This is a genomic window from Nocardia sp. CA-119907 (assembly GCF_050955995.1).
In the GTDB taxonomy this organism is placed as follows: domain Bacteria; phylum Actinomycetota; class Actinomycetes; order Mycobacteriales; family Mycobacteriaceae; genus Nocardia.
Genome location: NZ_CP192091.1, coordinates 9,398,036 through 9,410,976 on the forward strand (window position 1 = coordinate 9,398,036; position 12,941 = coordinate 9,410,976).

11 protein-coding genes are annotated in these 12,941 nt (G+C 66.5%); 5 read left to right on the forward strand and 6 right to left on the reverse strand.

Annotated elements, in window-relative coordinates:
• Nucleotides 1–32: 32 nt before the first annotated feature.
• A complete protein-coding gene (locus tag ACQP2D_RS42170; protein ID WP_433681460.1) occupies nt 33–815 on the reverse strand; it encodes an SDR family oxidoreductase in 783 nt (260 codons plus the stop codon).
• Nucleotides 816–1,063: 248 nt separating this feature from the next.
• Here ACQP2D_RS42170 and ACQP2D_RS42175 point away from each other — a divergent pair, with 248 nt between their 5' ends.
• The 4 genes from ACQP2D_RS42175 to ACQP2D_RS42190 all read left to right on the forward strand — a co-directional run bounded on the left by ACQP2D_RS42175 (nt 1,064) and on the right by ACQP2D_RS42190 (nt 6,945).
• Nucleotides 1,064–2,398, forward strand: a complete 1,335-nt coding sequence (locus ACQP2D_RS42175; RefSeq protein ID WP_433681461.1) for a lipase family protein — start codon at nt 1,064–1,066, stop codon at nt 2,396–2,398.
• Between the two features lie 128 nt (nt 2,399–2,526).
• On the forward strand, nt 2,527–3,336 hold the full coding sequence (trmB, locus tag ACQP2D_RS42180) for a tRNA (guanosine(46)-N7)-methyltransferase TrmB (RefSeq protein WP_433681462.1): 810 nt from the start codon (nt 2,527–2,529) through the stop codon (nt 3,334–3,336).
• 115 nt (nt 3,337–3,451) lie between these two features.
• Nucleotides 3,452–4,132 (forward strand): NYN domain-containing protein, encoded by a 681-nt coding sequence (locus ACQP2D_RS42185; RefSeq protein WP_433685936.1) that lies wholly within the window; start codon nt 3,452–3,454, stop codon nt 4,130–4,132.
• The gene (locus tag ACQP2D_RS42190) at nt 4,132–6,945 is read left to right on the forward strand and encodes an MMPL family transporter (protein ID WP_433681463.1); all 2,814 of its coding nucleotides are present in this window, start codon (nt 4,132–4,134) and stop codon (nt 6,943–6,945) included. The genes ACQP2D_RS42185 and ACQP2D_RS42190 overlap by 1 nt, the downstream gene beginning before the upstream one ends.
• A gap of 104 nt (nt 6,946–7,049) precedes the next feature.
• Here the strand turns inward: ACQP2D_RS42190 and ACQP2D_RS42195 are convergent, their stop codons facing one another.
• The 5 genes from ACQP2D_RS42195 to ACQP2D_RS42215 form a co-directional block, all read right to left on the reverse strand.
• Nucleotides 7,050–7,235: a hypothetical protein gene (locus tag ACQP2D_RS42195; protein WP_433681464.1), complete on the reverse strand. Its 186-nt coding sequence runs from the start codon at nt 7,233–7,235 to the stop codon at nt 7,050–7,052.
• A gap of 327 nt (nt 7,236–7,562) precedes the next feature.
• On the reverse strand, nt 7,563–9,227 hold the full coding sequence (locus ACQP2D_RS42200) for a DUF2339 domain-containing protein (protein ID WP_433681465.1): 1,665 nt from the start codon (nt 9,225–9,227) through the stop codon (nt 7,563–7,565).
• A gap of 934 nt (nt 9,228–10,161) precedes the next feature.
• The gene (locus ACQP2D_RS42205) at nt 10,162–10,611 is read right to left on the reverse strand and encodes a type II toxin-antitoxin system VapC family toxin (protein WP_433681466.1); all 450 of its coding nucleotides are present in this window, start codon (nt 10,609–10,611) and stop codon (nt 10,162–10,164) included.
• Nucleotides 10,612–10,670: 59 nt separating this feature from the next.
• Complete coding sequence (locus ACQP2D_RS42210; RefSeq protein ID WP_433681467.1) at nt 10,671–10,814, reverse strand: hypothetical protein; 144 nt, start codon at nt 10,812–10,814, stop codon at nt 10,671–10,673.
• 155 nt (nt 10,815–10,969) lie between these two features.
• The gene (locus tag ACQP2D_RS42215) at nt 10,970–11,338 is read right to left on the reverse strand and encodes a hypothetical protein (RefSeq protein ID WP_433681468.1); all 369 of its coding nucleotides are present in this window, start codon (nt 11,336–11,338) and stop codon (nt 10,970–10,972) included.
• A gap of 407 nt (nt 11,339–11,745) precedes the next feature.
• On the opposite strand from ACQP2D_RS42215, the gene ACQP2D_RS42220 reads away from it, so the two are divergent.
• Nucleotides 11,746–12,936, forward strand: a complete 1,191-nt coding sequence (locus ACQP2D_RS42220; RefSeq protein ID WP_433681469.1) for a helix-turn-helix domain-containing protein — start codon at nt 11,746–11,748, stop codon at nt 12,934–12,936.
• Nucleotides 12,937–12,941: the final 5 nt, after the last annotated feature.

Consider the following 12,941-nt stretch of genomic DNA (forward strand, 5'->3'; position numbering starts at 1 on the left):
GCGGCGACCGCGTCGCCGATCGCTGGAAAGGATCAGCTGCCGCTGAAGTATTTATTCGCGGTGCGCACGGCCCAATTGGGCGCGTATTTGGCGGCGGTCGCCAGTACCTTTGCCTGCGTGCCGATTTCGTAGTGCACGCGCGGCAGCCGACCGCGCTTGCGGGTCGCGTCCCAGATTCCGTTCGCGACATCCGTGGCGGTCAGGCGCACGCCGAGCGATTTGGTCGAGGCCGTCTCCACCCCGTCCACCATGGCGGTGGACACGAACAGCGGCCACACCGCGATCACCCGGATATCGTGCTGTTCCCATTCGAGATCCAATGCCTCCGTGAGGCTCTTGACCGCCGATTTGGTCGCGCCGTAGCTGGCCAGTTCCGGCTGACCGTAGATGGCCGAGGCCGAGCACAGATTCACCACCTGCGCACCCGGCGTATCGCGCAGATAGGCGAACGCCGCATGGGTGCCGGCGATCACCCCGCCGAGATTGACATCGACAATCGCCTGGTGGGTGGCGAGGTCGATCGATTCGAACGGACCCGCGCGCAGGATGCCCGCGTTATTGATGAGGATGTCGAGCCGCTGCTCATCGGCATGGAACTCGGCGAGACGTTCGGTCCAGTGCGTGTCGTTCGTCACATCCAGCACCCCGGTACGCACGCTGCCGTCGGTGGCGTGGATATCGGCGGCGAGCCTGGTCAGGCCCACCTCATCGATGTCGTAGGCGCCGACGTGGTACCCCTGTGCAGCGAAAAGTAGGGCCGTGGCCCGGCCGATACCCGCCGCCGCACCGGTAATGAACACAGTCGGTCTGCTCATGCGCGCAGTCTAGTGCGATGACAAGCCCCCTACCTCGGGGTTCCCACAGATACCCGCGGTCACTTAATCTGACCTGATGGTCGTCACCACAATCGGTGTGCGGCTTCACTTTTCGAGCCAGCGGCACGAACGACGGTCCCAAAGAACAAAACTTACATAATCACGCAAAGCCTCAGGGAGCGCCGCAAATCGAATAGCCTGCCGACCGGCGGAACGCGTTCCGTACAGGTTTTGATGAGGAGGTTGCCGTGGCCGTCGATGTCGTCGGTGCTGGCGAGCCGGACGCGTCCGGCAAACCGCTGCTACCCAGTGCCGATCCGTTCCTGCGGCCGCCGAAGGGCTTCGCGTCCCGTCCGCCGGGCACCATCCTGCGTAGCCGCCGTGTCGAACTCGCACTGTTCGGCCTTGTGCCGCAGCAGGTCTCGGCTTGGCAGCTGCTCTACCGCAGCTGCGATCTGCACGGCGCACCGGAGGCGGCGATCACCACGGTGCTGTTGCCGCTGGACGCCGAGCCGGACGAGGACCGCCCGCTGCTGGCCTTCCAGACCGCCATGGACGCGGTCGCCGAGCGATGTTCGCCCTCGTACGCATTGCGCCGCGGTTCCCATGCGCTCGGCTCGGTCACCCAATTCGAATGGATGCTGCTGGCCAATGCCCTGCGCCGGGGCTGGGCGGTGAGCATCGCCGATCACGAGGGTCCGCACGGTAACTTCGGCGCACCACGCGAGCCCGGCTACCGCGGACTCGACGGGATCCGCGCGGCACTGCGCTTCGGGCCGCTCGGTCTGCGGCCCGACACCCGGGTCGCGGTGTGGGGCTATTCCGGTGGCGGCATGGCCAGTTCCTGGCTGGTCGAGATGGCGCCGACCTACGCACCGGAAATCGATATCGTCGGCGCCGTGCTCGGTGCGCCGGTCGGCGATCCCGGACAGGTCTTCACCAGGCTGAACGGCGGGCACTACGCCGGATTGCCCGCGATCGTGGTCGCGGCGCTGCGCCGGTTATATCCGGCGCTGGCCGCGGTATTCGACAGCGACTGCGATGCCGAGGGGCATCGACTGATCGAACGCGCCGAACGGGCGACACCGTTCGCGGCGATACTCGGCCTCATCAATAGAGATGTCGGTCACCATCTGACCCGACCGCTCGAGGAGGTGCTCGCCGCACCCGATCTGCAGGCCATGCTCGCCGATCTGCGGCTCGGCCACTCCATCCCGACCTGTCCGCTGCTCGTCGTGCAGCCGGTGCACGACCAGATCATTCACATGGACGGCGTCGACGGCCAGGTCGAGCGGTATCGGCGGGGCGGCGCACAGGTCACCTATGTGCGTGATCGGCTCAGCGAGCACTTCTCACTGCTCCCGCTGGCCACCCCGATCAGTCTGGACTGGCTCAGCGATCGGCTGGCCGGGCAACCGGTGCACGAAAAAAGCGACAGCACGGTGTGGTCGGTCGCGGCCTCACCCGCCGGGGTGCGCGGGCTGGTGGAGATGATCGGGACCGCGCTCAAAGTGGCACTGGGCAAACCGCTGCGCCAGGAGACCGCGCCGACGAGGCGAATCCGCCGCGTGCGCGCCGCCTGAGCGGGGCGAGTGGGCCAGCCGCGAACAGCTGGCTGGCCCGTGCGAGCAGGTCGCCGACGGCGCCTTTCGAGCGACCTACAGGCAATCGCCAGCGGCCGCTTGCCGCCCTGATCATCCGATGCTGGACAATGGACCGCGTGAACGACGCCGCGAACCACACTGCCGAGTCAGTTCCCGGACCGCCGTCCACAGCTTCGGCTCCGGCGGACCGTGGATCCCGAAAGGGCTCGGGCTCCCGCCTGTACCCCCGAGTAACGAGCTTCCGCTCGCGCCGGGGTGCGCTGACCGCGACCCAGCAGCAATCCTGGGATCGCACCTGGCCGCGCATCGGCCGCGATGTGGCCGATGAACCTTTGGACGCCACGGCCTGGTTCGGCCGCCAGGCCCCGCTGGTCATCGAGATCGGTTGTGGCACAGGCACCGCCACCGCCGCGATGGCACAGGCCGAACCCCATTTGAACCTGATCGGCATCGAGGTCTACCAGCCCGGCCTCGCCCAGCTGGTGCAGCGCATCGAGCGCGAGCACATCGACAACATCCGCCTACTGCGCGGCGATGCCGTCGACGTGCTGGAAAACATGATTGCTGAGCAGTCGCTCACCGGTGTCCGGGTCTTCTTTCCTGACCCGTGGCCGAAGGCAAGGCACCACAAGCGACGGCTGCTGCAGCCGTCGACGGTGGCGCTGATCGCGAATCGCCTTCGCCCGGGCGGCGTATTGCACGTCGCGACCGACCACGCCGACTACGCGGAGTTCATCGCCGCGGTAGGCGCGGCGGAACCACAGCTCATCGGCCTGAACGAGACTACGGGCGGACACAGCGCGGAGCATCGCGACAGCGCGCCGATCGGCTTCGAAAGGCCGGTCACCAAATTCGAGGGCAAGGCACATCGCGCAGGAAGCGCCATCAACGAGTTCATATGGGGGAAGATCGGATGATGAGCGAGCGCAGCGAGCGAGTGATTAGCTCTGCCGTCATCACGGCCATGCCGGAGCCGAGCCCCAGCGAGGCGAAAGCATGAGCATCAGTGACGTCGTGGATGTTGCCGGGGAAATGCACGGCACCGGCACCGAGGTGATCGGTGCCGCGGGCCCCGATGTGCGTCGGGTGCTGCTGGTCTGGGACGCCCCGAATCTCGATATGGGACTCGGCGCCATCCTCGGCGGCCGTCCGACCGCCGCCTATCGACCCCGCTTCGACGCGCTGGGCCGTTGGCTGCTCGCACGCACCGCCGAGCTATCGGTGGGCAGCGTGACCCGGGTCGAGCCGGAAGCCACCGTCTTCACCAATATCGCGCCGGGCACCGCGGATGTGGTGCGGCCGTGGGTGGAGGCGCTGCGCAATGTCGGCTACGCGGTCTTCGCCAAGCCCAAGATCGATGAGGACTCCGATGTCGACGCGGATATGCTCGCGCACATCGAGCTACGCAGTCGCGGCGCCGGACTGGCGGGCATCATGGTCGCCTCCGCCGACGGCCAGGCGTTTCGTGAACCACTCGAACGATTGGCCGCCAACGGAATCCCTGTTCAGATACTCGGCTTCCGTGAGCATGCGAGTTGGGCCGTCACATCCGATACCCTCGAATTCATCGACCTCGAGGACATCCCGGGCGTGTTCCGTGAACCGCTGCCCAGGGTCAGCCTCGACTCGCTGCCCGACGAGGGTGCCTGGCTGCAGCCGTTCCGGCCGCTGTCGGCGCTGCTCACCTCTCGCCCTGCCCAAGGAGTCGCTTAGTGTTCACACGCTGGGGCGATCTGGTCTACCGACTGCGCTTCGCCGTCATCGGCATTGTCGCGGCCGGACTCTTGGCACTTGGCGGCTATGGCCTCGGCCTGGAAGACCATCTCAGCTCCAGCGGGTGGGATGACCCGACATCGCAATCGGCCACAGCGGCGAAGATGTCCGATGAGGCGTTCGGACGCGATCACAACAGCGATGTCATCGTGCTGTACACCGCGCCGAACGATAAGACGATCGACGATCCCACATTCCGGCAGAAGATTGTCGACAGCCTCAACAGCCTGCCGAAGAACCATCCCGACGAGATCTCCAAGATCAACGGCGCCTACTGGCAGACCGAAACCGGTCCGGCGTCACCGTTGACGTTCGGTTCGAAGGATAAGAAGTACACCTTCGCCTCGATCGCCATCAAGGGCGATAACGACACCGATATGGTGCGCAACTTCCGGAAAGTGAAGGACGCCTTCGCCATTCCGGGCGTCGATGTGCAGGTCGCGGGTCTGCAGGCGGTGGCGGGCACACTGAACGACACCATGGCCGCCGACCAGAAGCGGATGGAGATCCTGGCCATCCCCGCGGTCGCGGTGCTGCTGTTCTTCATCTTCGGTGGTGTGGTCGCGGCGGCGCTGCCGCTGATCGTCGGTGGTCTCACGGTGATCGGCGCCTGGGGCATCGTGCGCTTCGCCACCGAGTTCACCGAGGTCAACTCATTTGTCTCGCCGGTCGTTTCGATGATCGGCCTCGGTCTGGCCATCGACTACGGCCTGTTCATCGTGAGCCGGTTCCGCGAGGAACTCGCCGAGGGCTACAACACGCGCGCAGCCGTGCGCCGTTCGGTGATGACCGCGGGTCGTACCGTCGTGTTCTCCGCGACCATGATCATCGCCAGCCTCGGCGGCATGCTGCTGTTCCCGCAGGGCTTCCTCAAATCGATTGCCTACGGCTCCATCGCGACCGTCTCGCTGGCCGCGCTGACCGCCATCACCATCCTGCCCGCGATGCTCAGCATTCTGGGGTCGCGGGTGGATATGCTCGGGCTCAAGCGATTCCGCAAGACCAAGACCGCCGAGGAAGTCGAGAACGGCTTCTGGGGCAAGTCGACCCGCTGGGTGATGCAGCATCCGCTCAAGATCGCCATCCCGATCTGCATCCTGTTGCTGCTGTTGATCATTCCGGTCAAGAATCTGGCATTCGGCGGTATCAACGAGCGGTATCTGCCGCCGGACAATACGACTCGGCTCGCGCAGGCGAAGTTCGACTCGATCTTCCCGCTACGCAAATCCGATCCGATCCAGCTGGTCTTCGTCTCCGACAACAGCAGTAACGTCGGCAAAGTGTGGGCTGCGGCCAAACAGGCGCCCGGCTTGAACGGCACCTTCGACGTGCCCGCCCAGTCCAACACGGACAAGGAAGTGTTCCGCACCAGCGCGACGCTCGCGGATTCGGAGAACGCGGATCCGACCATCGAATATCTGCGCTCCCTCGAAATTCCGGACGACGTGCAGATGTATGTCGGCGGTCAGCCCGCGATCCAGAAGGACAGCATCGATGCGCTGCTGCATCGGATGCCGTGGATGATCGCGCTGGTCCTGTTCGTGACCACGCTGCTGATGTTCCTGACCTTCGGCTCACTGGTGCTGCCGATCAAGGCCGCGTTGATGAGCGCGCTCGGATTGGGTTCCACGCTCGGCATTCTGACGTGGATCTTCATCGACGGGCACGCCGCGAGCCTGCTGAACTTCACCCCGCAGCCGATCATGTCGCCGGTGCTGGTGCTGATCATCGCGGTCATCTACGGTCTGTCGACCGACTATGAGGTATTCCTCTTGTCGCGCATGGTCGAGGCGCGCACCCAGGGGGCATCGACCACCGAGGCGGTGCGCATCGGTACCGCGCAGACCGGGCGGATCATCACCGCCGCGGCGCTCATCCTGCTCGTGGTCACCGGCGCGTTCGCGTTCTCCGATCTGGTGATGATGCAGTACCTGGCCTACGGCATGATCGCGGCGCTGTTCATCGACGCCACCATCCTGCGCATGCTGCTCGTCCCGGCCACCATGAAGCTGCTCGGTGACGACTGCTGGTGGGCACCGGCGTGGATGAAGAAGGTGCAGCAGAAGGTCGGACTCGGCGAGCCGATTCTCGACGATGAGCGGCCCGGTGGCGGTGAGGTCGTCGACCTGGTCAAGACCACGCCGATCACCGATCCGCCGACGATGCAGATGCCCGCGCTCTCCGATAACGCCACGACCCGAACCCGCAGCCCGCGCCGTCCGCGCACGATCGAGGAGATCGAGGCCGAGGCGCCGACGCAGCATCTGACCAAGATCCCGGCGGATCCGCCGGCGCCGCCCCGGCCGGCCGCCGCGCCGCATGATCCGACGCGGCCGCGGGCGAATCCGGCTGCGCCTCCCGTACCTTCGGTGCAGCCCGCGCCGTCCGTGCGCCCGGTGGCCGATCCGGTCATTCGACCGCGGCCGCTGCCGAGGATTCCGGGGGCGTCCGAACCGACGTATCCGTTTCCCCCGACACCTGCGCCGATGCCGCCACCGCCGCCGGCCCAGCCCACACCGTTGCCAACGGCGTCGTCGGACCACCCGGCCCACCACGCCGCGCCCGAACAGCCCGCCACCCCGCAATCGAATGACGACGCCCCGGACCAGAGCCGCAGCAGCATCGAAAACTGGATGGCCGAATTGCGCTCCAACCGCCGCGGCATCGGCAAACCCGACGAAGGCCGCCACCACAGCAGCGATGGCCGCACCGTAAGCGTGAACGAACTGCTGCGCCGCAGGGGTCGCGAGTAATCGACGTTCGGCGGGTCGAGAGACTCGGCGTGACCGTCGAATCGACGTTCGGCGCGTCGAGAGGCTCCGCGTGACCGTCGAGAAGTACACCGGGGCTGCGATATTCAGAGGCTCGGGCGCGGATCGTCGACCGGCATCGAGTGCCGCCCAGTCGTAGTGCGCGACAGAAGTACGCGACCGACGCCCCATGCCTGCTGGGCCAGCGCGGGGAATACCGTGATCCAGTCGCTGAAGGAACCGATCCGCTCGGCTGCCGCGCAGACCTCGGCCGGGCGGCGGGGCCGATCCACTGCAGGAAGCAGTTGGGCTGGAATTCCATACCCCGCTCCGCATGTGGTCGGTGGTAACCGTCAGACTCTGCGGTGGGCGCGATATCGATGGTTTGCGCATCCCAGTCGGCTTCGAGCAGTCCGGCGCGCCGCCCAAGTGGCGGCAATACCGGATCACGAGATTGCCTCGGCTATCGACAGGAACTACTGTGCGGCGCAACTTTGGGTTGGGACCGCGCAGCTGTGGCAGCGGAGTGTGATGCCGACCGGATTCCGGGCGGGGATGCACGATCCAGCGACTGGGTAGCCAAGAGGTCGCCCATGAGAAGGCGCGGATGCGGTGTGTTGTCAGTTGGTTGGGGCGTCGTCTGAATTTCGTTTCGGGGTACCGGCTTCGGCGAAGGCTCGGGCGTAGCGGGTGCCCGCGAGCAGGAGCAGGACGCCGACTATCAGGAAGGCGGCCACTCGGACGAGGCCGTCGAGGGTGGCGAGGTCGAACAGGAACAGTTTGGCCAATGCTGCTGCCGTGACGAGGAGTCCGGAGCCGAGGGCGAGTTTGGCCACCGCGGCCGAGCCGGACAGGCTGCGCAGGCCGAAGAGCAGCGCGGCGGTGGCTGCGGCCATCCAGATAATGGTGGCGGCGCTGTGGCCGACGATGAAACCGTCGGCGGCACCGGTGGCGATGCCGATCGAGACCGTCGCCGCGGTCACGGCATACAGGCCCGCGATGCTGGCGACGACGAACAGCGTCGATTCATCGGTGCTACCCCTGGTCATGCCGGGGAGTCTCCTGGCGCACCAGACGCCCGCGGCGATCACGGCCAGTGCGAGGACTGCGCCCGATGCGGTCGAGATACCCATGCGCTCCTGCGCGATCCGTTGTGTCGCAAGCGCTTCCGGTGTCACGGTGACGAAGTACGTCATGGCGCCGACCACTGTGTAGGCCGCACCGAAGGCGGCCGTGACACGTGAGCGTTGCTGACCCGCCACCCCCAGGAAGCACAGCGCGACCAGGAACAGCGCGATCGGCAGGGTCGACACCCTGGTAACCCCGACGCAGGCTTCGAGCAGTGCGAACGCACCGGCTATCGCGGCGACGAGTGCGATCGATTTCGGAATCCGCACCAGCTCGCTCAGTTTCGGCACCATTGACAATGCCGCAACGGCCAAAAGCACCGCCGCATAGATCCCAGCGACCACAGCAGCCGAGTGCCGCTCGAACAGCGCGGGTGCCGCCAAGAGCGGGACGGCCGACAGGGCGAAGGCCAGCGCGGCGACAATATCCCCGGATCGCTTGCGCACCATAAGGACACCGCCGACCAGCCCGATCAATGCGATCGCCACCGCGGCGGTGAGCAGCCAGTAGACCCGGCCCGCTGTCGGATCACCGACCGCGGCCACCGCAATGGCGACCGAGGTCGCAAACGCAACCGGCACCGTGCGCACCACGTGCAGGAACGGCCAGTCGCGTGCCAATTGCACCGGCACGCAGGTCAACTGCAGCACGATCAGGAAGGCGAGCAGTACCAATTCCGAGGTCACGAACGGCGACAACACCGCCGCGCCCGCGACCACCAGCACCGCGAGCGGCTGCGACTGCCAGCGCATCGCCACCCCGACCCCACCCGCGGCAACAGCCAGCGCCACCCCGAGTCCGACCACCGGATGCAGCCACCCGTAGATAGCGGTAACCGCAACCACATCCAGATATGCCCCCGCAATACCCGTGGCCGCCAACGAAATTCCGCCGATCCGACCTCCGGGCCGCCCGAACACCCGAACCCCGGCCCCGACCAATGCCGCCGAGAACACCACCCCGGCAACGACTCTCGGCACCGGACCGAAGAATCCGGCCTGCGCCGCGAGCACCAGCAGCATCACCACCCCGATCAACGTCACCCCCACCCCGGCCACCGCCAATACCCGACTGATCATCCCCTCCTGCTGCCACCACGGCGTCCGCACCGCACCCGCCCCACCCCGCCCCGGCGGCCGCATCCCCGGCGGAATCACCCCCGAACGCTGCGGCATCCCCGTCGGCCCGTACCCACCCGGAACTCCCGCCGTCCCAGGAGGAGCTGTCGCGGCCGCCCAACCGGACACCGCTGTAGTGGCCGGTTGCATATAGCCGCCATATGCGGGCACAGGCCGTCCCCAACCCGAAGGTGCAGCCGGCGGCACCGGAATTCGTCCCACCCCCGTGACCGGAACCGATGGGGACCACTCCGCCCCCACCGCGTACGCGGCAGACCCCGCTGCTGAAGCAGGCGCACGAAGCGCAGGCGCACCAGGCACCTCACCCGAGGTAGGCACGACTGGAGCATCGGGGACAGGACCCGTCGCAGGCGTAGCGCTGCGCACCTGTTCGGCCAGCGGCCCTATGGGAGCACCCGACGGCACCTGCTGTGGGCAACCACCCGTTCCTGCGGCTCCGGACCGAGTATCGGACTCTGAGAGCGCTGCTGCCGCGGGTGCGGACATCGGCTCGGCCGACTGCGTTCGGGAAGCGCCCGACGATTCCGTCGACGACACATCCGCCGGGCTACCAGCAGTCCCCAAAGTTCCAGATCCGGCATCGGTCCTCGAGACCGCCGCCGATGCGCCGGGGACAGTCGGTGACGAACTGGATGCCCCGGGAACGGAATCGAGCGGCGAATCCACGGCAGTCGGTGCCTCCGCCGCATATTTCGAAACATCAGATGCCGCAACCGAGCTCGCCACGATCTGGCAGCGCAGCAGATCCAGGTCTCGCCCCAGAACGCCCATTTGCGTCCCCAACGCGGTGAACTCCCCTGACAACCGCGAAATCAGCGCGGGATCGATCGACGTAGTCATGTCCCCCATGCTGATTCGCGCACCACGCCGAGACATGAGTAGAAATCCTCGGTGGACCACAGATATCTACCCGACTTGCAGCGCCGGGTCGGTCGAAGGGCCCAGCAGACCGCTACCCGGCGGGTCGCGTGACCGGCACCACCGCTAGCAGCCGCTCCAAGCCGACGAAATGACTGGGATTGGTAGTGAACAGCGGTAATTCACTGGCAATCGCCGTCGAGGCGATCATCAAGTCAGCAAGTCGCCTGCGCGGCTTGCGTCCGACGGCAACGACCGCGGCCGACACCCGACCATATACGCGGGCTGCTTCCACATCGAAGGGAATCGGGTCGAACTCGCTCTCGGCCCGTTGCAGGACATCCAGCCGACGCGCGCGCTCCTCGTACTCGTCGTACTCACCCTGCTCGGCGTTGTTTCGAACTTCGTGCGGTCCGGCGGACAACTCGGCCAGCGTGATGGCACTGATGGCCATATTCGTCGGGAGCTCGGCGGGGTCGATATACCGGCGCAAGATCAGGATGTTGGTATCCAGTAGCCCGAATTCTGGAACCTCATCGGTCATACGGACTGCTCATCTCATGCTCGACCACGGCATCCTGATCAGCGCGAAACGCCGCCAGGTCAATAGCGGGAGGCGCTGCGCGACATCGCGGCAAAGTCGTCTCTGCTGACAAAGCGCCGACGCCGCCGGAGCGGAATCAGCTCGCCGATCCGGTGCCCGTCTCGAGTGACCGTGAACGATTGGCCGTGCTCGACGGCATCCATGATCTCCTTGGACCTGTTCCGCAGGTCCCGCTGTGTGATCTCAGGTTGACCGGACATACCTCAGCCTGCCGCTTCGGTAGCACGAGGTGCTACAGCGTGACACACCGACTGACCCACACCGGGGACGCAGGTGGGGTCAGCCGGGGCGCCGCGGATTACCTGGTCGGGGTCCGCATTGTGGTGACCTGGTGGACCGCGTTGATCACCGCTGAGCGGGGTGGCATGCGCAGGACGCCGGGGGCCGGTTCGCCTGCCCAGTGCCAGCCGAGTTGGGAGTCGGTGGTGGGGAGCATGACGTAGCGGCCGCCGGGGATGACGGTCACATGGTGTCCGGCCAGGCAGCGGCGCACGCTGATTTCGACCGGACTGGATGGGCCCGGGGGTGCGACGAGGAAGGTCCAGGTGCGCTCGCCGGGATCGGCGACCACGGGGGCGGTATAGCTCCGCTCCAGGGTGGCGAGGACCTTACGGCCCAGGTCCGGTGGCATCACCAGGGCGCCGAGGATGGAGCCGGTGGTGATCATCGGGCGACCTGCCAGCAGCTGAACCGGCAACCCGTACCTATGTCGCAGCAAATGCGCGACTTCATTGGGTGAGTGACAGCGCTCGAACATGGCCTACCCCTTGCCTCCCCAGCGAACCGGGCGGCCCCCCGCGCGTAGCGGGCCGTGCTGTTCGCGTACGTGCCGGATGCGGCGAGCGAATCTATTGGTGTGTGCACCCGGCTCGAGCGCGCGATCGGCGCGGAGAGCTCGCACGGTGGTATTCGGCATGGTGTTCATTGCCGCCGCCCTTTGCATTCTCAAAGTTGCAGAAAGGCAACGGTATTCCAACTGAGCGTGAACGAGTCGTACGTAATGTCCCACTTCGGGTGAGCGCAATCACTTAACGTCGTACGCTGAAACAAGGATGTAACAAAGGACTTGGCTACATGGACGATTCCTCGATCGGCGTGCGGATACGGCTCTTCCGCGGAAAGGCGCTCACCCAGCGCCAACTCGCCGACCAAGCCGGTGTCAGCGTGGACCTGGTGCGCAAACTGGAACAGGGTGGCCGCCAGACCGCATCGATAGCCAGCCTCCAAAAACTCGCGCGCGCACTGGATGTCGACATCTCCGACCTGGTGGGCAAGCGGCACGGCGTACCCTCCGGCAATCCGGACGCGGGCATCGTCGCGATCCGGCGCGCGCTGACCCCGGTCGACGATCTGCTCGGCGAATTACCCGACGAGGACGCGATCGGCCTCGACGAGGCCGGTCGCGCCGTCGATTACGCGTGGGGCGCCTACTGGACGGGCCGCTACGAACTGCTGACCTCGATCCTGCCGTCGGGGCTCACCCAGCTGCGTGCCACGGTGCACGCCGCCCGCAACGGCACGGTCGCCCCCGCGAATGAACTGCTCGCCCGGATGTATTGGGTCACCGGCTGCACGCTGGTGCACCTCGGCCAGACCGATCCGGCGTTCCTGGCGATCCGGCAGGCACTGGCCGCCGCCGAACAAGGCAACGACCCGCTGCTGCTGGCCACCATCCGCGGCTCGGTCGCCTGGCAGTTGCTGGTGCAGGGCCGCTATGACGAATCGCGCAAGGTCGCGCTGCGTGCGGCGGCGAGCCTGGAACCCGAGGGCGACGAAACCCTCGCGCATCTGTCCGCCTACGGGTCACTGGTACTGCAGGGTGCGACCGCGGCAGGCCGCGCACAGGACGTGTCCGAAGCGCTGTCGCTGGTCGAGGCGGCCGGTGAGGTCGCACTGCGCATCGGCACCGATCGGCACGACTACGAAACCTATTTCGGCCCTTCACAGGTCGTCATGCAGACCGTCGATGTGAATGTCAGCTCCGAACGCTATCCGGAGGCGCTGGCCGCTGCGAAGGATATGCCCGCGAATTGCGGTCTCCCGCAGGCCTCCCGGGCCCGCCACCTCACCGACACCGCCGTCGCCCTGACTCGCACCGGCCAGCACCAGCGCGCCCTCGACGCACTACTCAATGCCGAACGCGTCGGCGGCGCCGACTGGATCAAATACCAGACCCTGCCGAGGCATATCGTCTCCGAACTGCTCGACCATGACCGCCGAGTCCCGCTGCGCGCCTTCGCCCGCCGCATCGGCGTCAACGACTAGACCGA

What these genes read in the sequence shown, in the direction of transcription:
- trmB (WP_433681462.1), top strand. Translation starts at nt 2,527, where the DNA reads ATGGACCGCGTGAACGACGCCGCGAACCACACTGCCGAGTCAGTTCCC.
- ACQP2D_RS42205 (WP_433681466.1), bottom strand. Translation starts at nt 10,611, where the DNA reads ATGACCGATGAGGTTCCAGAATTCGGGCTACTGGATACCAACATCCTG.
- ACQP2D_RS42185 (WP_433685936.1), top strand. Translation starts at nt 3,452, where the DNA reads ATGCACGGCACCGGCACCGAGGTGATCGGTGCCGCGGGCCCCGATGTG.
- ACQP2D_RS42220 (WP_433681469.1), top strand. Translation starts at nt 11,746, where the DNA reads ATGGACGATTCCTCGATCGGCGTGCGGATACGGCTCTTCCGCGGAAAG.
- ACQP2D_RS42170 (WP_433681460.1), bottom strand. Translation starts at nt 815, where the DNA reads ATGAGCAGACCGACTGTGTTCATTACCGGTGCGGCGGCGGGTATCGGC.
- ACQP2D_RS42210 (WP_433681467.1), bottom strand. Translation starts at nt 10,814, where the DNA reads ATGGATGCCGTCGAGCACGGCCAATCGTTCACGGTCACTCGAGACGGG.
- ACQP2D_RS42215 (WP_433681468.1), bottom strand. Translation starts at nt 11,338, where the DNA reads ATGATCACCACCGGCTCCATCCTCGGCGCCCTGGTGATGCCACCGGAC.